Source organism: Streptantibioticus cattleyicolor NRRL 8057 = DSM 46488 (assembly GCF_000240165.1).
Classification (GTDB): Bacteria; Actinomycetota; Actinomycetes; order Streptomycetales; family Streptomycetaceae; genus Streptantibioticus; species Streptantibioticus cattleyicolor.
Window position 1 is genome coordinate 5024942 of sequence record NC_017586.1, and the last position, 22231, is coordinate 5047172.

Genomic DNA, 22231 nt, shown 5'->3' on the forward strand with positions numbered 1-22231 from the left:
CGTCCGGCCCGCGCCGATCCGTACCCCCGGGACGGCCCCGGGGAGCCGTACGTCCGCAGGGCGCGGCACACTGGGGGCACCGATCCGACACAGCGAGGGGTGTTGCGGGTGTCCTCCGTTCCGCTGGGCGACGCGCTGATGGCCGGGCCGGTCGTGCTCGACGGCGGTCTGTCGAACCAGTTGGCCGATCAGGGGTGTGACCTGTCCGACGCGTTGTGGTCGGCGCGGTTGCTGGCCGACGCGCCGGAGCAGATCGAGGCGGCGCACGCCGCGTACCTGCGGGCGGGGGCGCGGGTGCTGATCACGTCGAGTTATCAGGCGACGTACGAGGGGTTCGCCCGGCGGGGGCTGGAGCGGCGGGCGGCCGGGGAGCTGCTGCGGCGGAGCGTGCGGCTGGCCCGGCGGGCGGCCGGGGGGCGGGACGACGTGTGGGTGGCGGCCTCGGTCGGCCCGTACGGGGCGATGCTCGCCGACGGCAGCGAGTACCGGGGCCGCTACGGGCTGAGCGTCGCCGAGCTGACCCGGTTCCACCGGCCCCGGATCGAGACGCTGGCCGAGGCCGCCCCGGACGTCCTCGCGCTGGAGACGGTGCCCGACGCCGACGAGGCCGAGGCGCTGCTGCGCGCGGTGGAGGGCACCGGGGTGCCGGTGTGGCTGTCGTACACCGTGGCCGGCGACCGTACCCGGGCCGGGCAGCCGCTGGCCGACGCCTTCGCGCTCGCCGCCGGCGTACCGCAGGTGATCGCGGTCGGGGTGAACTGCTGCTCCGCCGAGGACGCGGGCCCGGCCGTCGCCCTGGCCCGGCAGGTCACCGGCAAGCCGGTGGTGGTCTACCCCAACAGCGGTGAGCGGTGGGACGCCGAGGCGCGCGCCTGGCGGGGCGGCGCCACGTTCGACCCGTCCCGGGTGGAGGGTTGGACGGCGGCCGGGGCCCGGCTGATCGGCGGCTGCTGCCGGGTCGGGCCGCGGCGGATCGCCGAGCTGGCGTCGGCCCTGCGGCCGGCCCCGCGCCCCTGAGCACGGCCACCGCCTGCTGGACGACACTGGTACAGGGGATAGCCCCGAGCCCTCTTGGGGGAAGGTTTCTGCATGGGCTTCCACGTGGATTCCGAGGCCGGACGGTTGCGCCGGGTCATCCTGCACCGGCCGGACCTGGAGCTGAAGCGGCTCACCCCGTCCAACCGGGAGCAGTTGCTTTTCGACGACGTGTTGTGGGTACGCCGGGCCCGTGCGGAGCACGACGGGTTCGCCGACATACTGCGGGACCGGGGGATCGAGGTGTATCTCTTCGGGGATCTGCTGCGTGAGACGCTGGAGGTGCCGCAGGCGAGGGCGCTGGTGCTGGAGCGGGCCTTCGACGAGAAGGAGTTCGGGCCGCTGGCCACCGAGCACCTGCGGGCGGAGTTCGCCCGGATGCCCTCGGCGGAGCTGGCCGAGGCGCTGGTGGGCGGGGTGACCAAGCGGGAGTTCCTGGAGCGGTACCCGGAGCCGGTCTCGGTGCGCTTCCACGTCATGGAGCTGGACGACTTCCTGCTCAGCCCGCTGCCCAACCACCTGTTCACCCGCGACACCTCGGCGTGGGTGTACGACGGGGTGAGCATCAACGCCATGCGCTGGCCGGCGAGGTGGCGGGAGACCGTGCACTTCGAGGCGATCTACCGGTACCACCCGCTCTTCGCGCCCGGCGGCTTCCACGTCTGGTCGGCGGGGCAGTCGGCCTACCCGTCCACCATCGAGGGCGGGGACGTGCTCGTCATCGGCAACGGGGCGGTGCTGATCGGGATGAGCGAACGCACCACGCCGCAGGCGGTGGAGATGCTGGCGCGCGGCCTGTTCGCGGCGGGCTCGGCGCGTTCCATCGTCGCCCTGGACATGCCGAAGGGCCGGGCCTTCATGCACCTGGACACGGTGATGACGATGGTGGACGGGGACACCTTCACCAAGTACGCGGGGCTGGGGATGCTGCGTTCGTACACCATCGAGCCGGGCGCCGAGGAACGCGAGCTGAAGGTGACCGACCATCCGCCCGAGCACATGCACCGGGCGATCGCGGCGGCGCTGGGCCTCGACGACATCCAGGTCTTCACCGCCACCCAGGACGTCCACTCCGCCGAACGCGAGCAGTGGGACGACGGGTGCAACGTGCTGGCCGTCGAGCCCGGTGTGGTCGTCGCCTACGAGCGCAACGTGACCACCAACACCTTCCTGCGCAAACGCGGCATCGAGGTGATCACCATCCCCGGCAGCGAACTGGGCCGGGGCCGGGGCGGACCACGCTGCATGAGCTGCCCGGTGGAGCGCGACGCGCTGCGGTGAGCACCGCCGGCCGCCGCGGAGGACCAGCCCGCATAGGCATGCGCATTATCGTATACACTTCCGACACGCTCACCGCCGAGCCCGTGTCCCGACCCGTTCCGCCGCCGCGACTAGGAGTGCCCCATGGCCGTCGACCTCAAGGGCCGCCATTTCCTCAAGGAGATCGACTTCACGCCCGAGGAGTTCCGCTCGCTCGTGGAGCTGGCGGGTGAGCTGAAGGCCGCCAAGCGGGCCGGTACCGAGGAGCAGCGGCTGCGGGGGCGCAACATCGCGCTGGTCTTCGAGAAGACCTCCACCCGTACCCGTTGCTCGTTCGAGGTCGCCGCGGCCGACCAGGGCGCCTCCACCACCTACCTGGACCCGGCCGGTTCGCAGATCGGCCACAAGGAGTCGGTCAAGGACACCGCCCGGGTGCTCGGCCGGATGTTCGACGGGATCGAGTACCGGGGCAGCGGCCAGGAGATCGTGGAGGAGCTGGCCGCCCACGCCGGGGTGCCGGTGTGGAACGGGCTCACCGACGAATGGCACCCCACCCAGATGCTCGCCGACGTGCTCACCATGACCGAGCACTCCGCCAAGCCGCTCGACGGGATCGCCTACGCCTACCTGGGCGACGCCCGTTCCAACATGGGCAACTCGCTGCTGGTCACCGGCGCCCTGCTCGGCATGGACGTGCGCGTCGTGGCGCCCCGGGCGCTGTGGCCGGCCGACTCCGTGGTCGCCGAGGCCCGCCGGCTCGCCGCGGAGACCGGGGCCCGGGTCACCCTCACCGAGGACGTGGCCGAGGGTGTGCGCGGCGCCGACTTCGTCCACACCGACGTGTGGGTCTCGATGGGCGAGCCCAAGGAGGTGTGGGACGAGCGGATCACCATGCTGCGCCCCTACGCGGTCACCATGGACGTGCTGCGGGCCACCGGCAACCCGGACGTGAAGTTCATGCACTGCCTGCCCGCCTACCACGACCTGGGCACCGCGCTCGGCCGGGAGATCCACGCCGCCTACGGCCTCGACTGTCTCGAAGTCACCGACGAGGTCTTCGAGTCCGCCCACTCCATCGTCTTCGACCAGGCGGAGAACCGCATGCACACCATCAAGGCGGTGCTGGTCGCCACGCTGGGCTGACCGGCACCGCCCGGATGTGACGGCCCGTCAGATGTCGCGGAACGTCTCGATCTGCGCGCCGATGGAGTTGAGGCGTTCCGCCAGCTCCTCGTAACCGCGGTTGATCACATAGACGTTGCGCAGCACCGAGGTGCCCTCGGCGGCGAGCATGGCCAGCAGGACGACCACCGCGGGGCGCAGCGCGGGCGGGCACATCATCTCGGCGCTGCGCCAGCGGGTCGGCCCCTCGACCAGCACCCGGTGCGGGTCGAGCAGCTTGACCGAGGCACCCAGCCGGGTCAGTTCGGTCAGGTAGATCGCGCGGTTGTCGTAGACCCAGTCGTGGATGAGGGTCGAGCCCTGGGCGGTGGCCGCGATCGCCGCGAAGAACGGGACGTTGTCGATGTTGAGCCCGGGGAACGGCATCGGGTGGATCTTGTCCAGCGGCGCCCGCAGCTTCGACGGGCGTACCGTCAGGTCGATCAGCCGGGTACGGCCGTTGTCCGCCGGGTACTCGCCGCTGCGCTCGTGGTCCAGGCCCATCTCCTCCAGCACCGCCAGCTCGATCTCCAGGAACTCGATCGGCACCCGGCGGATCGTCAGCTCCGAGGAGGTCACCACGGCGGCGGCGATCAGGCTCATCGCCTCGACCGGGTCCTCCGACGGCGCGTAGTCCACGTCCCGGTCGATCTCCGCGACGCCGTGCACGGTCAGCGTGGTGGTGCCGATGCCCTCGACCCGCACGCCGAGCTGCTCCAGGAAGAAGCAGAGGTCCTGGACCATGTAGTTGGAGCTGGCGTTGCGGATGACGGTGACGCCGTCGTGGCGGGCGGCGGCCAGCAGGGCGTTCTCGGTCACCGTGTCGCCGCGTTCGGTCAGCACGATGGCGCGGCTGGGGGAGACGGTGCGGTCCACCTCGGCGTGGTACGAGCCGGTGGTGGCCGTGACCTCCAGGCCGAAGTGGCGCAGCGCCGCCATGTGCGGGTGCACGGTGCGGGTGCCCAGGTCGCAGCCGCCCGCGTAGGGGATCTTGAAGCGGTCGGTGCGGTGCATCAGCGGCCCGAGGAACATGATCACGCTGCGCGTGCGACGGGCCGCCTCGGTGTCCATGGCGTCCAGGTCGAGGGTGGCCGGCGGGACGATCTCCAGGTCGTTGCCGTCGTTGATCCACCGGGTGCGCACCCCGATGCTGCCGAGGACCTCCAGGATCCGGTAGACCTCCTCGATGCGGGCGACCCGCCGCAAGGTGGTGCGACCGGAGTTGAGCAGCGACGCGCACAGCAGCGCCACGCAGGCGTTCTTGCTGGTCTTGACGTCGATGGCGCCGGAGAGCTGACGGCCCCCCACCACCCGCAGATGCATGGGTCCGGCGTAGCCCAGGGAGACGATCTCGCTGTCCAGCGCTTCGCCGATGCGGGCGATCATCTCAAGGCTGATGTTCTGGTTGCCGCGCTCGATCCGGTTGACCGCGCTCTGACTGGTCCCCAGCGCCTCCGCCAGCTGGGACTGCGTCCACCCGCGGTGCTGGCGGGCGTCACGGATGAGCTTGCCGATGCGTACGAGGTAGTCGTCTGCCATGCGCTGAGGCTATCTCACATATGAGATGACAAACGCATCGGGTGGTCGGTGTGGCGTGAGAACCGTCGGAATGGCCCAACGGACACGCCTCGTTCCCCGGCCTTCCGCCCTCGGATACCCGGGGTTCCGCCCGCCAACCCCCGCAGCTATTGTTCTGAAGGAATTGTTCTAGGGGAACGCGAACAATCGGAGGTGTCCCGTGGTGCCGACCCGCCCGGCGTCCTCACCGCGCCGTGCCGCCCCGGCCGTCGCGGCGCGGCGCGCGGTCCTGGCCGGGGTGGTCCACCTGGTCGCGCTCGCCGTCGTGGTCGGCGACTACCTGCGGGTCCGCGACCGGCTGCCCGACCCGATGGCCACCCACTTCTCCACCACCGCCGCCGACGGTTACTCCGCGGCCGGCTCCTTCCCGGCGGTCGTCGTGCCGCTGCTGCTCGTCACGGGTGCGCTGATGGTCTTCACCGTCCAGCGCACTTCAGGCCGGGTGGCCACCGGGGCGGCCTGCGCGGTCCCCGCCCTGCTGGCGTTCCTCCTGGTCGCCGTGGTCGAGGACAACGCGGGCGCGGCGAGCGCGGCGCGGGTGCGGATGGCGCCCTGGCAGCTCGCCGCCGCCGTGGGGTGCGCCGCCGTGGCCGGGGGGCTGGGGGCGCTGCTGGCCGGGCGCGACGGGGCGGTGCCGGCCGGCGGACGTCCGGCCGGCGTCCCGGACCGGCTCGACCTGCGGGCCGGGGAACGGGCCGGCTGGGCCCGTACCGTCGGGTCGCCGGTGCTGCTGGGCTCCGGTGTGACCGTGGCCGCCGCCGGATCGGTGCTGCTGTTCACCGCCGGCCGGGCGGCCGGGATCGGCTGCCTGGTGGCGGGCGTGGTCTGCCTGGCGGCCGGCGCGCTGCGGGTCACCGCCGACCGGCGCGGACTGACCGTGGCCCCGGCGTATCTGCCCTGGCCACGGCTGCGCATAGCGCTGAGCCGGATCGAGGAGGCCACCAGCGGTCCGGTGCGCGCCCTTAGCGACTTCGGCGGGTGGGGCTACCGGGTCCGGGCCGGCCGCACCGGCGTCGTCCTCCGCTCCGGCGACGCCGTCCGGCTGCGGCTGTCCGGCGGAGGCGAGTTCGTGGTCACCGTGGACGACTCCGCCACCGCGGCGGCGCTGCTCAACGCCCTGATCGAGCGCGAGCGACGGTAAGGGGGCCGCCATGCTCTTCCGGGTCGACCCCGCCTCCCGTACCCCACTGGGCGACCAGATCGCCGGCTGCGTCCGCCGGGCGCTGGCCGACGGCACGCTGCGCCACGGCGAACGGCTGCCCTCCGCCCGCGAGGTGGCCGCCTCGCTCGACGTCAACGTCCACACCGTGCTCCGCGGCTACCAGCGGCTGCGCGACGAGGGCCTGATCGAACTGCGCCGCGGCCGGGGCGCGGTGGTCACCGGCGGCGTCCTCGCCCCCGACCGCGCCCGGCTGCTGGAGCGCGTCCGCTCGCTCGCCGAGGACGCCCGCACCCTCGGCCTGTCCGACGCCGAGATCCTCGATCTGCTGCGCGCCGGGGTGTGGGGGAGCGGCTGACGGGGACCCGGAGGCGTGGAAGGCCGGGCAGGGCATGACCCGGCGGCGGCGATGTACTAGAGTTATCTCGACATCGAGATATCTGCCGAGAGGCGTGCCGCCACCGCTCACGTTGGTAAGGGTTGCCTAACTAAGGCTTACCTTAGCGTATGGGTGCGGGCCTGCGGACGGCAGCATTGCGGTGGTACGCGCGAAACATGCATAAGGAGACTGTCGTGTCGGCGAACAGCTTCGACGCCCGCAGCACGCTGCGCGTGGGCGACGAGTCGTACGAGATCTTCCGGCTGGACAAGGTCGAGGGCTCCGCCCGTCTGCCGTACAGCCTGAAGGTGCTGCTGGAGAACCTGCTCCGCACCGAGGACGGCGCGAACATCACCGCCGATCACATCCGGGCTCTCGGCGGCTGGGACCCGGCCGCCCGGCCGAGCCGGGAGATCCAGTTCACGCCGGCCCGCGTGATCATGCAGGACTTCACCGGTGTGCCGTGCGTCGTGGACCTGGCCACCATGCGCGAGGCCGTCAAGGAACTGGGCGGCGACGCCTCCCGGATCAACCCGCTGGCCCCCGCCGAGCTGGTCATCGACCACTCGGTGATCGCCGACCGCTTCGGCACCCCGGAATCGTTCGCCCAGAACGTCGAGCTGGAGTACGGTCGCAACAAGGAGCGCTACCAGTTCCTGCGCTGGGGCCAGACCGCCTTCGACGAGTTCAAGGTCGTCCCGCCCGGCACCGGCATCGTCCACCAGGTCAACATCGAGCACCTGGCCCGCGTCGTCATGGTCCGTGACGGCAAGGCGTACCCGGACACCCTGGTCGGCACCGACTCGCACACCACCATGGTCAACGGCCTCGGTGTGCTCGGCTGGGGCGTCGGCGGCATCGAGGCCGAGGCCGCCATGCTCGGCCAGCCGGTCTCCATGCTCATCCCGCGCGTCGTCGGCTTCAAGCTCACCGGCTCGCTGCCCACCGGCACCACCGCCACCGACCTGGTGCTCACCATCACCGAGATGCTCCGCAAGCACGGTGTGGTCGGCAAGTTCGTGGAGTTCTACGGCGAGGGCGTCTCGGCCATCCCGCTGGCCAACCGCGCCACCATCGGCAACATGTCGCCGGAGTTCGGCTCCACCGCGGCGATCTTCCCGATCGACGTCGAGACCATCAACTACCTGAAGCTGACCGGCCGTTCGGAGCAGCAGCTCGCGCTCGTCGAGGCGTACGCCAAGGAGCAGGGCCTGTGGCTCGACCCGGCCGCCGAGCCGGACTTCTCCGAGAAGCTGGAGCTGGACCTGGGCACCGTGGTGCCGTCCATCGCCGGCCCCAAGCGCCCGCAGGACCGCATCGTCCTCGCCGAGGCCGCCGACCAGTTCGCGGTGGACGTCCGCAACTACGTCGACGCCTCCGACCTCGACGAGGCCGGCAAGGAGTCCTTCCCGGCCTCCGACTCCCCCGCGGTCAGCAACGGCGTGCCCACCAAGCCGACCCAGGTGACCGCCCCCGACGGCTCGGTCTACGAGATCGACCACGGCGCCGTGACGGTGGCCGCCATCACCTCGTGCACCAACACCTCCAACCCGTACGTCATGGTCGCCGCCGCGCTGGTGGCCAAGAAGGCGGTGGAGAAGGGGCTGACCCGCAAGCCGTGGGTGAAGACCACTCTGGCCCCGGGCTCCAAGGTCGTCATGGACTACTACGACCGGGCCGGCCTCACCCCGTACCTGGACAAGCTCGGCTTCAACCTGGTCGGCTACGGCTGCACCACCTGCATCGGCAACTCCGGCCCGCTGCCGGAGGAGGTCTCCAAGGCGGTCAACGAGGCCGACCTCGCCGTCACCTCGGTGCTCTCCGGCAACCGCAACTTCGAGGGCCGGATCAACCCCGACGTCAAGATGAACTACCTGGCCTCGCCGCCGCTGGTGGTCGCCTACGCCATCGCCGGCTCGATGAAGGTGGACATCACCAAGGACGCCCTGGGCATCGACAACGAGGGCAACCCGGTCCACCTCGCCGACATCTGGCCCTCCGAGCAGGAGGTCAACGAGGTCGTCGCCTCCGCGATCGGCCAGGACATGTTCAGCCAGTCCTACCAGGACGTCTTCGCCGGCGACGCGCAGTGGCAGGCACTGCCGATCCCCACCGGCGACACCTTCGAGTGGGACCCCGAGTCCACCTACGTGCGCAAACCCCCGTACTTCGAGGGCATGACCCCCGAGCCGTCCCCGGTGGAGGACATCGCCGGCGCCCGGGTCCTGGCCAAGCTGGGCGACTCGGTCACCACCGACCACATCTCCCCGGCCGGTGCCATCAAGGCCGACACCCCGGCCGGCAAGTACCTGCTGGAGCACGGCGTCGAGCGCCGCGACTTCAACTCGTACGGCTCGCGCCGCGGCAACCACGAGGTGATGATCCGCGGCACCTTCGCCAACATCCGGCTGCGCAACCAGATCGCGCCGGGCACCGAGGGCGGCTACACCCGCGACTTCACCCAGGACGGCGGCCCGGTCTCCTTCATCTACGACGCCGCCCAGAACTACCAGGCGGCCGGCGTCCCGCTGGTGATCCTGGCGGGCAAGGAGTACGGCTCCGGCTCCTCGCGCGACTGGGCCGCCAAGGGCACCGCGCTGCTGGGCGTCAAGGCCGTCATCGCCGAGTCCTACGAGCGCATCCACCGCTCCAACCTGATCGGCATGGGCGTGCTGCCGCTGCAGTTCCCGGAGGGCGCCTCGGCGCTGTCGCTGGGGCTGACCGGTGAGGAGACCTTCACCATCAGCGGCATCACCGAGCTCAACGACGGCCGCACCCCGCGCACCGTCAAGGTGAGCACCGACAGCGCCCCCGGCGAAGCCGATAATGTGCACCGTGAGTTCGACGCCGTGGTGCGCATCGACACCCCCGGCGAGGCCGACTACTACCGCAACGGTGGCATCATGCAGTACGTGCTGCGCTCGCTCATCCGCAAGTGAGCACCGGTCCGGGGCCGGCGGGAGCCCGCCGGCCCCGGACCCGGACCCCGGGTGGACCCCACCGGATCCACCGAACGGCGTCTTACGCGACTTCGGCCGCACTCCGCGTTCGCGGGGTGCGGCCGAATCTTTCTGTCAGGCCCTAATCTTTGCCTCGGGAAGTCCCACGGAGCCGGAGGTCTCAACTCGGGAAAGGTTGTCGCCGGGCCTTGCGCCCGATCTTGCCCCGTCCCAGGGGGGTGGACTATACCTGTCGGCGTTCAGCGGCCTTTCGATAGACGACCCAGCTTCACCCCGACAGCGGTAGCCGGCGGTTTCCGGTGCACCGCCTGAGTCCTGGAGAAGGCGAGGACTTGAGCATGGGATCCACCATCGAGCCGAACCGGCTCAACCGCCGAGACCTGATCAAACGCGCGGCCGCGCTGGGAATCGCGGCGGTTCCGGTGACCGGCCTCCTGAGCGCCTGCGCCGCCTCCGGGGGCGGCGGTGGCGGTGGTAAGCAGGAGAGCGGCAAGAAGAGCGCCACCAATCCGTTCGGTGTCGCCGACAGCGCCGCGCTGGAGGTCGTCATCTTCAAGGGCGGCTTCGGCGACGACTACGCCAAGCGCTTCGAGTCGCTGTACGCCAAGGAACATCCGAAGGCGAAGGTGTCGCACACGGCGACCCAGAACATCACCGGTCTGCTCCAGCCGCGGCTCAACGCCGGGAATCCCCCGGACGTGGTCGACGATTCGGGAAACGCTCAGATCAAACTGGACGTGCTGGAAAAGGCTGGTCAGCTCGCCGATCTCGGCCCGCTGCTGGACGCGCCGTCGGTGGACGATCCGAGCAAGAAGGTCCGCGACATCCTGATGCCGGGCACCGTCGACCTGGGCACGGTCAACGGCAAGTTCTGCAGCCTGCAATACGTCTACACCGTCTTCGGACTGTGGTATTCCGGAAAGCTCTTCAAGCAGCACGGCTGGACCGCTCCGAAGACCTGGGCGGATTTCCTCTCACTCGGCGGCGAGATCAAGAAGGCGGGTATCGCCCCCTTCGCCCACCAGGGCAAATACCCGTACTACATCAACGTCGCCATCGTCGACCTGATCATCAAGAACGGCGGTCTCGACACCCTCAAGCGGATCGACAGCCTCGACGACTCGGTGTGGGACGGGGACGCGGCCAAGCACGCCATCGAGGCGGTCTACGAACTCGTCGACAAGGACTACCTGCTCCCGGGCACCAACGGCATGACCCACATCGAGGCGCAGACCGCCTGGAACCAGTACCGGGCGGCCTTCGTCCCGTGCGGCGCCTGGCTGGAGAACGAGCAGCTCAAGGCGACGCCGTCGGACTTCGAGATGACCTTCACGCCGATGCCCTCGCTGCCCGGCGACAAGCTGCCCTTCGAGGCCATCCGGGGCGGGGCCAACGAGCCGTACATCGTGCCGAAGAACGCCAGGAACGTCGCCGGCGGACTGGAGTTCATGCGGCAGATGCTCAGCAAGGCGGGGGCCACCGCGTTCGCCCAGACCGCCAACTCGCTCACCGTGGTCAAGGACGGCATCGACCCGGGCATCTCGCTGCGCCCCGGCACCCGTTCCACGGTGACCGCGCTCAAGGCGGCCGGCGCCAACGTCTTCAACCCCACCTACATGTACACCGCCAGCTCCCTGGACGTGGACATGGGCAACGCCAGCGCCGAGCTGATGGCCAAGCGCATCAAGCCGGCCGAATGGCTCAATCGGGTCAAGGCCGCCACCCGCAAGGCGAAGAACGGCGGCGAATGAGGTACCGCTGAGGTATCCGTCGAGCGAGGATCGGCACGACCGGTGGGGGCGCCATGACGCAGGGCGCCCCCACCGGTGGAGTCACGCAGCGCACCCGTCACCGGCCGCGGGCCGGCTCAGCAGCAGGGGCTAAGCCATGCGACACCGCAAGTATCCGTTCATCGTGGGGTTCCTCGTGGTCCCGGTGGCGCTCTACGCGCTCCTGGTGATCTGGCCCTACCTGCAGACCTTCGGCTACTCGCTCACCGACTGGTCGGGCGAGTCCCAGGTGATGCACTTCGTGGGCCTGCGCAACTACACCACCCTCTTCGGCGACGCGGTCTTCGTCAAGGCGCTCCTGCACAACGTGCTGCTGCTGATCTTCCTGCCGCTCGTCACCATCCTGCTGGCGCTCTTCTTCGCCTTCATGCTCAACGTCGGCGGACGCGGCACCACCGGCGGGGTGCAGGGGGTGCGCGGCGCCGCCCTGTACAAGGTGATCTTCTTCTTCCCCCAGGTGCTCTCCATCGCCATCCTCGCCGTCCTCTTCCAGGCGGTCTACCGCAGCGACGGCGGCGGCCTGCTCAACGGCGTCCTGCTGAAGCTGGGGCTGGAGGACGCCCAGCACCCCATCGAATGGCTCAACGACCCCGGCCTGGTGCTCTGGTGCATCCTGGCGGTGCTGGTCTGGTCGGGCGTCGGCTTCTACCTGGTGCTCTTCTCGGCCGCCATGCAGTCCATCCCCAGGGACATCTACGAGGCCGCGCTGCTGGACGGGGCCGGCCGCTACCAGACGTTCTTCCGGGTCACCCTGCCGCTGCTGTGGGACAGCGTCCAGACGGCCTGGGTCTACCTGGCGATCGCGGCGATGGACGCCTTCGCGCTGGTCTCCACGCTCACCCCGGGCGTCGCCTACGGGGGCGGCCCCGACCACCACAGCGAAGTCCTCGCCACCTATCTGATGCGGAACTTCCTCTTCTACGGCAAGAGCGGATACGCCTGCGCCATGGGCGTGGTGATCCTCTTCCTCACCCTCATCCTGTCGGCCGTGACGCTGCGGGTGACCCGCCGCGAGCGCATCGAATACTGAACGGGGCAACCGGCATGAGCACACCGACCACGGAACCCACCCCCGCCGCGCCGCCGGAGCCCCGGCCGGCCCCGGCCCGTCCCCGGCCGAAGGAGGAGCGCTTCGCCGACGCGGGGGGCGTGCTCAACGTCTTCTCCCACGGCTTCCTGGCGCTGTGGGCGGTCATGATCGTGCTGCCGCTGGTGTGGATCGTGCTCAGCTCGTTCAAGACCGACGCCCAGATCGGCGGCAGCGCCTGGGCGTGGCCGGCCCACTGGTCCTTCGACGTCTTCGGCCGGGCCTGGGACAAAGGCATCGGCGGCTTCCTGCTGCACACCGTGATCGTGCTGGTCTTCTCGGTCACGCTCACGATGCTCTTCGGCTCCATGGCCGCCTACGTGCTCGCCCGCTACCCGTTCCCGGGGAACCGGTTCCTCTACTACCTCTTCGTCGCCGGCGCGATGTTCCCGGTGTATCTCGCCCTGGTGCCGCTGTTCTTCATGGTGAAGAACCTCGGCATGCTCAACAGTTACCAGGGGCTGATCCTGGTCTACGTCGCCTATTCGATGCCGTTCACCGTCTTCTTCATGCACTCGTTCTTCCGCACGCTGCCGACCGCGGTGCACGAGGCCGCCATGATCGACGGCTGCTCGCACACCCGGGCCTTCTTCCAGGTCATGCTGCCCATTGCCAAACCGGGGCTGCTCAGCGTCGGCATCTTCAACGTGCTCGGCCAGTGGAACCAGTACATCCTGCCGTTGACCTTGATGCAGAAGCAGAGCGGCGCCGACTCCGACCGCTCGGTGCTCACCCAGGGCCTGGTCAACCTCATGCTCCAGCAGGGGTACAACGGCGACATGCCCGCGCTCTTCGCCGGGATGACCATCGCCATGCTCCCGGTGCTCGTGGTCTACCTCTCCTTCCAGCGCCAGGTCCAGTCCGGCCTGACCGCGGGCACGCTGAAGTAACGGCGGACGGCCCCCGCCCGTCGCGGCGCGGGACCCCTCGCGGCCGGGCCGGGCTCCCTCGCGGCGCTGCGTCACCCCTGCGTACGATGTGTGCTCATCCGGGGTTGGTCCCGCTCAATCCCTTGACGGGCTCCAACCCCTGAGGCTCTGCTTAGAGTTCACATGTTGTAGACGACGGGGCCTCGTGAGGGTGCCCCGTGCGGTCGGGGCCGCCGTCGTGCGCCCGACGAGGCAGGAGTGGATGGACGTGGAGACTCCGGGATCGCAGTCCTCGCTGCACCGGGCCAACCTGGAGCGAGTGGTCCGCGCCGTACGGCTGGCCGGGTCGCTCACCCAGGCCGAGATCGCCCGCACCACCGGGCTGTCGGCGGCCACCGTCTCCAACATCGTCCGCGAGCTGAAGGACACCGGCACCGTCCAGGTCACCCCGACCTCCTCCGGTGGCCGCCGGGCGCGCAGCGTGTCGCTGTCGGCGGAGGCCGGGATCGTGGTCGGCGTCGACTTCGGCCACTCCCACCTGCGGGTTGCGGTGGGCAACCTGGCCCACCAGGTGCTCGCCGAGGAGACCGAGCCGATCGACGTGGACGCCTCCGCCGCCGAGGGGTTCGACCGGGCCGAGGCGCTGGTGGGCCGGCTGATCGAGGCCACCGGCATCGGCCCGGGCAAGGTGATCGGGGTCGGCCTCGGCGTCCCCGGCCCGATCGACGTGGCCACCGGCGTCCTCGGCTCCACCGCGATCCTGCCGGGCTGGGGCGGGATCAACCCGCGCGAGGAGCTCTCCGGCCGGCTCGGCATGCCGGTGCACGTGGACAACGACGCCAACCTCGGCGCCCTGGGCGAGCTGGTGTGGGGGGCCGGCCGCGGGGTGCAGGACCTGGCGTACATCAAGGTGGCCAGCGGGGTCGGCGCCGGCCTGGTGATCAACGGCCGGATCTACCGCGGCCCGGGCGGCACGGCCGGCGAGATCGGCCACATCACGCTGGACGAGTCGGGGCCGGTGTGCCGCTGCGGCAACCGCGGCTGCCTGGAGACCTTCACCGCCGCCCGGTACGTGCTGGAGCTGCTGCGCGGCAGCCACGGCCCGGAGCTGACGGTGCCGGGCATGGTGCGGCTGGCCCGGGACGGCGACCCGGGGTGCCGCCGGGTGGTCGCCGACGTCGGCCGGCACGTCGGGATGGGGGTGGCCAACCTGTGCAACGTGCTCAACCCCAGCCGTGTCGTGCTCGGCGGCGACCTCGCCGAGGCGGGAGAGTTGGTGCTGGCGCCGATCCGGGAATCCGTGGCGCGTTACGCGATTCCCAGCGCCGCCCGGCAGCTCGCGGTGGTTCCGGGGGCGCTCGGCGCCCGTGCCGAAGTCCTCGGCGCGTTGGCGCTGGTGCTCAGTGAAATGGGCGATTCAACGCTTTTGGAGGAATCTGCTCCCGCCACGCTTGCGTTCACCTAGATAACAAAGTGTGTCGTTGCCATCTCGTTAATAATTTACTTCTTGACGGCATCACGTTTGCGGGAGTTGACTCACGTCCACCTCGGCCGCAATGTTGCGGCCCTGTCAGGGAGGTACCCCGTGAACACCACTCTGCGTCGTGCCGTCATCGCGACGGCGGCAGTGTCCATGGCGCTGTCCATGGCGGCCTGTGGCAAGGCCGGCGGCAGCAAGTCGAGCGCGGCCGACGTGAACACCGGCTTCCGGATCGGTCTGGCGCTGCCGGAGAACCAGACCACCCGGTACGAGGCGGTCGACCGCCCGGCCATCGAGGCCAAGCTGCACCAGCTGTGCCCCAAGTGCCAGGTGGACTACGAGAACGCGGCGCAGAACGCCAACACCCAGCAGCAGCAGATCGACACCCTGATCAACAAGGGTGACAAGGTCATCATCCTGGACTCCGTCGACTACAAGGCGATCCAGCCGTCGGTGGAGAAGGCCCACAGCAAGGGCATCAAGATCGTGGCCTACGACCGCCTCGCCCAGGGCCCGATCGACGCCTACACCTCCTTCGACAACACCGCGGTCGGCAAGGAGCAGGGCCAGGCTCTGCTCCAGGCGCTCGGCAGCAAGGCCAACCCCAAGGCCAAGATCATCATGGTCAACGGCGACAAGGGCGACCCCAACGCCGCCCAGTTCAAGGCCGGCGCCCACAGCGTCCTCGACGGCAAGGTGGACATCGCCGCCGAGTACGACACCAACGGCTGGCTCGCCAACAACGCCAACAACGAGGTCTCCGGCGCCATCGCCCGGATCGGCAAGGACAACATCGCCGCGGTCTACTCGGCCAACGACGGCATGGCCGCCGGTATCATCAGCGCCCTTCAGTCGGCGCACATCAGCCCGCTGCCCCCGGTCGGCGGCCAGGACGCCCAGCTCGACGGCGCCCAGCGGGTGGTGGCCGGCACCCAGGCGTTCACCATCTACAAGCCGTACAAGGACGAGGCCGACACCGCCGCCCAGATGGCCATCGACGTGGCCACCGGCAAGTCCGTCTCGGTGGCCGACACCAAGGTCTCCAGCGCCACCACCAAGGACATCCCGGCCAAGCTGATCCCGACCACCATCATGACGGCCCAGAACGTCAAGCAGACCGCCATCGACGGCGGGCTCTACAAGGTCGCCCAGATCTGCACCCCGCAGTACGCCGCGGCCTGCGCCAAGATCGGCCTGAAGTAACCACCGCCCCCGGCGCGCCCGCCGGCACCCGGACCCCGGCCCCCGCCACCAGCGGCCGACCCCGCCGCGGGGCGGGGGCCGCGCCGGTGCCCGCCGCCGGGCCGTCACCGGCTGGTCCAACGGGGTCGGCGCGCCCCGCCGCGTTCTCGTAATTCCGCCGCACGATTCTCATACTTTCTTGCACAGCCCTCCGCGCCCGGCCGAGCCGGCGCGGCATCCCCCGCCGGTCAGGCGGCGAAGGAGATGGTTCACGTGTCCGCTACGCCCGTGCTGGCGTTGCGCGGGGTCTCCAAGCGGTTCGGTGCCGTACAGGCGCTCACCGACGTCGAACTGGAGATCCACGCCGGTGAAGTGGTCGCCCTGGTGGGCGACAACGGCGCCGGAAAGTCGACGCTGGTGAAGACGATCGCCGGCGTCCACCCGATCGATGAAGGCGTCATCGAGTGGGAAGGGCGGCCCGTGACGATCAACCGCCCGCACGACGCCCAGGGCCTGGGCATCGCCACCGTCTACCAGGACCTGGCGCTCTGCGACAACCTCGACGTCGTCCAGAACCTCTTCCTGGGCCGGGAGATCCGCCGGGTCGGTGTCCTGGACGAGGTGGAGATGGAGAAGCGCTCGCGCGAACTCCTCGACACCCTCTCCATCCGCATCCCCAGCGTCCGCATCCCGATCGCCTCGCTCTCCGGCGGCCAGCGGCAGACCGTGGCCATCGCCCGCTCGCTGCTGGGCGAGCCCAAGCTGGTGATCCTGGACGAGCCCACCGCCGCGCTCGGCGTCGAGCAGACCGCCCAGGTCCTCGACCTGGTGGAGCGGCTGCGCGAACGGGGGCTCGCGGTCATCCTCATCAGCCACAACATGGTGGACGTCATGGCGGTCTCCGACCGGGTCGCGGTGCTGCGGCTGGGACGCAACAACGGGGTGTTCAACGCCCAGGACACCAACCAGGAACAGATCATCTCCGCCATCACCGGCGCCACGGACAACGCCGTGACCCGCCGTAAGGCGCGCACCGCGGAGGCAGACAAGTGAGCAACAACCAGAACCTCGCGCAGCCCCCCGCGCCGGCCGGTGACAACGGTGTCGGCGCCGCCGCCGCGCCGCCGCCCGCCCCGGACGCCATCGTCGCCGTCGACCCCCGGCTGCTCGTCCGCGAGCAGGGGCTGGCCGGCTACCTGACCGAGTTCCGGCGCCGGATGCGCAGCGGCGACCTCGGCTCGCTGCCGGTGATCGTCGCCCTGGTCGTCATCTGGGGCGTCTTCCAGGGGCTCAACAGCGGCTTCCTGTCCGCCAACAACCTGTCCACCATCGCGTTCAACGTGGTGGGCACCGGCATGATCGCGGTGGGCATCGTCTTCGTCCTGCTGCTCGGCGAGATCGACCTGTCGGTCTCCTACGTCAGCGGGCTGGCCGGCGCGGTCTTCGCGGTGCTCAGCGTGCAGCACGGGGTCCCCGAGGGGCTCGCGCTCGTCCTGGGCCTGCTCACCGGCGCCGCCATCGGGGCGCTCCAGGGCTTCTTCTTCGCCAAGGTCGGGGTGCCCGCCTTCGTGGTGACCCTGGCCGGCTTCCTGGCCTGGAACGGCGCCATGCTGTGGGCGCTGGGCAAGACCGGCACCATCAACCTGCCGTCCGGCGGGCTGCTGTACACCCTGTACAACTACACCTTCTCCGACGTCGCCGCCGCCTACGGGGTCGCCCTCCTCGGTGTCCTGCTCTACCTGGGCGCCTCGCTGTGGGAGGCCAACCGGCGCCGCCGGGCCGGGGTGCCGTTCCGTCCGCTGCTGGACATCGTGCTCAAGACGGTGCTGCTGGCCGTGGTCGCCTTCGGCGCCGCCGTGGTGCTCAACCAGGCCGACGGGCTGCCGCTGTGCCTGCTGATCTTCCTGGTCGTGGTCGTCGGCCTCGACCTGGTGCTGCGCCGCACCACCTACGGCCGCCGGATCTTCGCGGTCGGCGGTGGCATCGAGGCCGCCCGCCGGGCCGGCATCAACGTCGCCTGGATCCGCATCTCGGTCTTCATGATCTCCGGCACCATGGCGGCGGTCGGCGGCATGTTCCTGGCCGGGCAGGTCAACTCCGCCCAGTCCACCCAGGGCGGCGGCAACACCCTGATGAACGCCATCGCGGCGGCCGTCATCGGCGGCACCAGCCTCTTCGGCGGCCGGGGCAAGACATGGTCGGCGCTGCTGGGCGCGCTGGTCATCGTCTCCATCCAGCAGGGCATGTACATCCTCAACCTGGGCACCGCCATCCAGTACATGATCACCGGCGCGGTGCTGCTCGCCGCGGTCGTGGTGGACTCGGTCTCCCGCCGCACCCAGAAGGCGTCCGGACGGGCCTGACGCCACCCGGTGCGCGGCGCGACACGCCCGCCGCGCGCCCCACCGCGCACCGATGTACCCGGCGCGGGAGCCGTACGCTCCCGCGCCGGGTACACGTACGTACGGTGCCGTGCCGCGACGCCCCGGCACCCACGGCGGTACCCCGCCCGGCGGCTGCCGCCGGAAGCGGAACATTAGACTCTTCGGACCGGCCGGCCGAGAACCGGCCGCTCACGGACCAGCCAGGTACGGACCAGCATGGAGGCAACGGTGCCAGCAGAGCCGCGCGCAGCGCGTCAGCGGGGGGTGAACGCGGGCGACGAGGGGCGCAGGGCACTGCTGCCCCGCATCAAGGGCCCGCGCGACCTCGACCGGCTCAGCCCGGAACAGCTCACCGAGCTGGCGGAGGAGATCCGTACCTTCCTGGTCGAGGCGGTCTCCCGGACCGGCGGCCACCTCGGGCCCAACCTCGGCGTGGTGGAGCTGACCATCGCCCTGCACCGGGTCTTCGACTCGCCCGCCGACCGCATCCTGTGGGACACCGGCCACCAGAGCTACGTCCACAAGCTGCTCACCGGCCGCCAGGACTTCGCCGGGCTGCGCGCCAAGGGCGGCCTGTCCGGCTACCCCTCGCGGGCCGAGTCCGACCACGACGTCATCGAGAACAGCCACGCCTCCACGGTGCTCGGCTGGGCCGACGGCCTCGCCAAGGCCAACCAGCTGCTCGAACGCGACGACCACGTGGTCGCCGTCATCGGCGACGGCGCCCTCACCGGCGGCATGGCCTGGGAGGCGCTCAACAACATCGCCGACGCCAAGGACCGCCCGCTGGTCATCGTCGTCAACGACAACGAGCGCTCCTACGCGCCCACCATCGGCGGCCTCGCCAACCACCTGGCCACCTTGCGCACCACCGACGGCTACGAGCGCTTCCTGGCCCGCGGCAAGGAACTGCTGGAGCGCACCCCGCTGATCGGCCAGCCGCTCTACGAGACGCTGCATGGCGCCAAGAAGGGGCTGAAGGACTTCATCGCCCCGCAGGGCATGTTCGAGGACCTCGGCCTGAAGTACGTCGGCCCGATCGACGGCCACGACATCGAGGCCCTGGAGTCCGCGCTGCAACGGGCGAAACGCTTCGGCGGCCCGGTCATCGTGCACTGCCTGACCGAGAAGGGCCGCGGCTACACCCCCGCCCTGGAGGACGAGGCCGACCGCTTCCACGCCGTCGGCAAGATCCACCCCGACACCGGGCTGCCGATCTCCGCCGCCGGCCTCGACTGGACCTCGGTCTTCGGCGAGGAGATGGTCAAACTCGGCCACGAGCGGCCGGACATCGTCGCCATCACCGCCGCGATGCTGCAACCGGTTGGCCTGGAGAAGTTCGCCAAGGAGTTCCCGGACCGCGTCTACGACGTGGGCATCGCCGAACAGCACGGCGCCGTCTCCGCCGCCGGCCTGGCCACCGGCGGCCTCCACCCGGTCTTCGCGCTCTACGCCACCTTCCTCAACCGCGCCTTCGACCAGGTGCTGATGGACGTCGCCCTGCACCGGTGCGGCGTCACCTTCGTCCTCGACCGGGCCGGGGTCACCGGCACCGACGGCGCCTCGCACAACGGCATGTGGGACATGTCGATCCTCCAGGTCGTCCCCGGCCTGCGGATCGCCGCGCCGCGCGACGCCGACCAGGTACGGGCTCAGCTGCGGGAGGCCGTCGAGGTCCGCGACGCGCCCACCGTGGTGCGCTACTCCAAGGGCGCGGTGGGCCCGGCGGTGCAGGCGGTCGGCCGCGTCGGCGGCATGGACGTGCTGCGGGAGCCGGCCAACGGCGACGAGCGGCCGGACGTGCTGCTGGTCTCGGTCGGCGCGCTCGCCCCGATGTGCCTGGAGGTGGCCGAACTCCTCGACGCCCAGGGCATCTCCAGCACCGTGGTCGACCCGCGCTGGGTCAAGCCGGTGGACGAGGCGCTGCCCGGCCTCGCCGCCCGCCACCGCGTCGTGGTCACCGTGGAGGACAACGGCCGCGCCGGCGGCGTCGGTTCGGCCGTCTCCCAGGCGCTGCGCGACGCCGACGTGGACGTGCCGCTGCGCGACTTCGGCATCCCGCAGCGCTTCCTCGACCACGCCTCGCGCGCCGAGGTGCTGGCCGAGATCGGGCTGACCGCCCCGGACATCGCCCGCCAGGTCACCGGCCTCGTCGCCAAGATCGACGGCCGCTACGACGACGAGACCGCCCGGCTCACCCAGAAGTAGCGACCACCGAGCAACCACCACGCACAGCCGTCAGCCGATGGGCCGCCCGGCCCATCGGCTGACGGCTGTGCGTGCTCTTTTTCGGTGACACGCCCCGCACCGCACCGCCCCCGCGCACCGCCCTCCCGACGATGTGAACAGGCCGACCGTTAAGGAGTGCCGATGGGCGACAACGCGTCACCGCCGCCGGAACGGGCACGGAACCCGATGTTCCGCACCAAGTCCGTCGAGCGGTCCATCCAGGACACCGAGGAACCCGAGCACGCGCTGCGCAAGTCGCTCTCCGCGCTCGACCTGACCGTCTTCGGCGTCGGCGTGGTCATCGGCACCGGCATCTTCGTCCTCACCGGCCAGGTGGCCCGCGCCTACGCCGGGCCCTCGGTCGCGCTCTCCTTCGTGCTGGCCGGCTTCGTCTGCGCGCTGGCGGCGCTGTGCTACGCCGAGTTCGCCTCCACCGTCCCGGTCGCCGGGTCCGCGTACACCTTCGCGTACGCCTCGCTGGGGGAGCTGCCCGCCTGGATCATCGGCTGGGACCTGGTGCTGGAGCTGGCCCTGGGGTGCGCGGTGGTGGCGGTCGGCTGGTCGGGTTACATCCGCTCGCTGCTGGCCAGCGCGGGCGCCCGGCTGCCCGACGCGCTGTCCGGGGTCGGCTCCGACGGCCTCGGCTTCGACCTGCTCGCCTTCGTCCTGGTGATGGTGCTCACCGCGGTGCTGGTGGCCGGGATGAAGCTGTCGGCCCGATTCACCGAGCTGATCGTGGCGATCAAGGTGCTGGTGGTGCTGCTGGTCATCGGGGCCGGCGCGTTCTACGTCAGCGCCGACAACTACCGGCCGTTCCTGCCGCCCGCCCAGCAGGTCACCGGCTCCCGGGGCGGACTGGGGGCGCCGCTGGTGCAGCTGCTGTCCGGCTACACCCCGATGTCCTTCGGGGTGTGGGGGATCTTCACCGCCGCCGCCGTGGTCTTCTTCGCCTTCATCGGCTTCGACATCGTCGCCACCGCCGCCGAGGAGACCCGGCGCCCGCAGCGCGACGTGCCCCGCGGCATCCTCGGCTCGCTGGCCATCTGCACGGTGCTCTACGTGGCGGTGTCGGTGGTGGTCACCGGGATGCAGAAGTACACCACGCTCTCCGTGGAGGCCCCGCTGGCCGGGGCGTTCAAGGCCAACCACGCGCCGTTCTGGGCCGATGTCATCAGCTTCGGCGCGGTGGTCGGCCTCACCTCGGTCTGCATGATCCTGCTGCTCGGCCAGAGCCGGGTGTTCTTCGCCATGAGCCGCGACGGGCTGCTGCCGCGCTTCTTCTCCCAGGTGCACCCGCGGTACGGCACCCCCTACCGCTCCACGCTGCTGCTGGGCGGGCTGGTGGCGGTGGTGGCCGGCTTCACCAGCATCTCGGAGCTGTCGGAGCTGGTGAACATCGGCACCCTGTTCGCGTTCGTCGTGGTCGCCGTCGGCGTGGTCATCCTCCGCCGGACCCGCCCCGACCTGCCGCGGGCCTTCCGCACCCCGCTGGTGCCGTGGATCCCGGGGCTGTCGGTGTGGTCCTCGCTGTGGCTGATGATCAACCTGCCGGGCGAGACGTGGGTGCGCTTCGGCATCTGGATGGCGATCGGCGTCGTGGTCTACGTCTGCTACGGCAGGCGGCACAGCAGGGTCGGCAAGGCGGCCCGCGGCGAGCGGTGAACGCCGGCGGCCCGCG

Annotated in this window: 16 protein-coding genes; 15 read left to right on the forward strand and 1 reads right to left on the reverse strand. The window is 70.6% G+C overall.

Annotated elements, in window-relative coordinates; all coding sequences use genetic code 11:
* Positions 1-138: 138 nt before the first annotated feature.
* The 3 genes from mmuM (at position 139) to argF (ending at position 3438) form a co-directional block, all read left to right on the forward strand.
* A complete protein-coding gene (mmuM, locus tag SCATT_RS22050) occupies positions 139-1017 on the forward strand; it encodes a homocysteine S-methyltransferase (protein WP_173405741.1) in 879 nt (292 codons plus the stop codon).
* Between the two features lie 72 nt (positions 1018-1089).
* Positions 1090-2316 (forward strand): arginine deiminase, encoded by a 1227-nt coding sequence (locus tag SCATT_RS22055; protein WP_014145369.1) that lies wholly within the window; start codon positions 1090-1092, stop codon positions 2314-2316.
* 123 nt (positions 2317-2439) lie between these two features.
* Positions 2440-3438 carry an ornithine carbamoyltransferase gene (argF, locus tag SCATT_RS22060; RefSeq protein WP_014145371.1) on the forward strand — a complete coding sequence of 333 codons (999 nt, stop codon included), beginning with the start codon at positions 2440-2442 and terminating at the stop codon, positions 3436-3438.
* 27 nt (positions 3439-3465) lie between these two features.
* Here the strand turns inward: argF and SCATT_RS22065 are convergent, their stop codons facing one another.
* Positions 3466-4995, reverse strand: coding sequence for a helix-turn-helix domain-containing protein (locus tag SCATT_RS22065; RefSeq protein WP_014145372.1), 1530 nt, complete (start codon positions 4993-4995; stop codon positions 3466-3468).
* 202 nt (positions 4996-5197) lie between these two features.
* On the opposite strand from SCATT_RS22065, the gene SCATT_RS22070 reads away from it, so the two are divergent.
* The 12 genes from SCATT_RS22070 (at position 5198) to SCATT_RS22125 (ending at position 22215) form a co-directional block, all read left to right on the forward strand.
* Positions 5198-6175, forward strand: coding sequence for a hypothetical protein (locus SCATT_RS22070; protein WP_231905145.1), 978 nt, complete (start codon positions 5198-5200; stop codon positions 6173-6175).
* Between the two features lie 10 nt (positions 6176-6185).
* Positions 6186-6551 carry a GntR family transcriptional regulator gene (locus SCATT_RS22075; RefSeq protein ID WP_014145374.1) on the forward strand — a complete coding sequence of 122 codons (366 nt, stop codon included), beginning with the start codon at positions 6186-6188 and terminating at the stop codon, positions 6549-6551.
* 215 nt (positions 6552-6766) lie between these two features.
* Entirely contained in the window at positions 6767-9511 is a 2745-nt protein-coding gene (gene acnA / locus SCATT_RS22080) for an aconitate hydratase AcnA (RefSeq protein WP_014145375.1), read from the forward strand.
* 359 nt (positions 9512-9870) lie between these two features.
* Entirely contained in the window at positions 9871-11283 is a 1413-nt protein-coding gene (ngcE, locus tag SCATT_RS22085; RefSeq protein WP_014145376.1) for an N-acetylglucosamine/diacetylchitobiose ABC transporter substrate-binding protein, read from the forward strand.
* Between the two features lie 136 nt (positions 11284-11419).
* Complete coding sequence (locus SCATT_RS22090) at positions 11420-12352, forward strand: carbohydrate ABC transporter permease (RefSeq protein WP_014145377.1); 933 nt, start codon at positions 11420-11422, stop codon at positions 12350-12352.
* 14 nt (positions 12353-12366) lie between these two features.
* Positions 12367-13299, forward strand: a complete 933-nt coding sequence (locus SCATT_RS22095) for a carbohydrate ABC transporter permease (RefSeq protein WP_014145378.1) — start codon at positions 12367-12369, stop codon at positions 13297-13299.
* A gap of 247 nt (positions 13300-13546) precedes the next feature.
* Positions 13547-14743 carry an ROK family transcriptional regulator gene (locus SCATT_RS22100; protein ID WP_041825176.1) on the forward strand — a complete coding sequence of 399 codons (1197 nt, stop codon included), beginning with the start codon at positions 13547-13549 and terminating at the stop codon, positions 14741-14743.
* Positions 14744-14863: 120 nt separating this feature from the next.
* Complete coding sequence (locus SCATT_RS22105; RefSeq protein WP_014145380.1) at positions 14864-15961, forward strand: sugar ABC transporter substrate-binding protein; 1098 nt, start codon at positions 14864-14866, stop codon at positions 15959-15961.
* A gap of 243 nt (positions 15962-16204) precedes the next feature.
* Positions 16205-16993, forward strand: coding sequence for an ATP-binding cassette domain-containing protein (locus SCATT_RS22110; protein ID WP_041824938.1), 789 nt, complete (start codon positions 16205-16207; stop codon positions 16991-16993).
* Entirely contained in the window at positions 16990-18303 is a 1314-nt protein-coding gene (locus SCATT_RS22115) for a sugar ABC transporter permease (RefSeq protein ID WP_014145382.1), read from the forward strand. Before SCATT_RS22110 ends, SCATT_RS22115 begins: the two co-directional genes overlap by 4 nt.
* A gap of 237 nt (positions 18304-18540) precedes the next feature.
* A complete protein-coding gene (gene dxs, locus SCATT_RS22120; RefSeq protein WP_237694779.1) occupies positions 18541-20532 on the forward strand; it encodes a 1-deoxy-D-xylulose-5-phosphate synthase in 1992 nt (663 codons plus the stop codon).
* 162 nt (positions 20533-20694) lie between these two features.
* Positions 20695-22215 (forward strand): amino acid permease, encoded by a 1521-nt coding sequence (locus SCATT_RS22125; RefSeq protein ID WP_014145384.1) that lies wholly within the window; start codon positions 20695-20697, stop codon positions 22213-22215.
* Positions 22216-22231 lie beyond the last annotated feature (16 nt).

Coding starts and splice junctions, on each gene's coding strand:
- mmuM (WP_173405741.1), top strand. CDS start 139: ATGGCCGGGCCGGTCGTGCTCGACGGCGGTCTGTCGAACCAGTTGGCC.
- SCATT_RS22055 (WP_014145369.1), top strand. CDS start 1,090: ATGGGCTTCCACGTGGATTCCGAGGCCGGACGGTTGCGCCGGGTCATC.
- argF (WP_014145371.1), top strand. CDS start 2,440: ATGGCCGTCGACCTCAAGGGCCGCCATTTCCTCAAGGAGATCGACTTC.
- SCATT_RS22065 (WP_014145372.1), bottom strand. CDS start 4,995: ATGGCAGACGACTACCTCGTACGCATCGGCAAGCTCATCCGTGACGCC.
- SCATT_RS22075 (WP_014145374.1), top strand. CDS start 6,186: ATGCTCTTCCGGGTCGACCCCGCCTCCCGTACCCCACTGGGCGACCAG.
- ngcE (WP_014145376.1), top strand. CDS start 9,871: ATGGGATCCACCATCGAGCCGAACCGGCTCAACCGCCGAGACCTGATC.
- SCATT_RS22090 (WP_014145377.1), top strand. CDS start 11,420: ATGCGACACCGCAAGTATCCGTTCATCGTGGGGTTCCTCGTGGTCCCG.
- SCATT_RS22095 (WP_014145378.1), top strand. CDS start 12,367: ATGAGCACACCGACCACGGAACCCACCCCCGCCGCGCCGCCGGAGCCC.
- SCATT_RS22110 (WP_041824938.1), top strand. CDS start 16,205: ATGGTTCACGTGTCCGCTACGCCCGTGCTGGCGTTGCGCGGGGTCTCC.
- dxs (WP_237694779.1), top strand. CDS start 18,541: ATGGAGGCAACGGTGCCAGCAGAGCCGCGCGCAGCGCGTCAGCGGGGG.
- SCATT_RS22125 (WP_014145384.1), top strand. CDS start 20,695: ATGGGCGACAACGCGTCACCGCCGCCGGAACGGGCACGGAACCCGATG.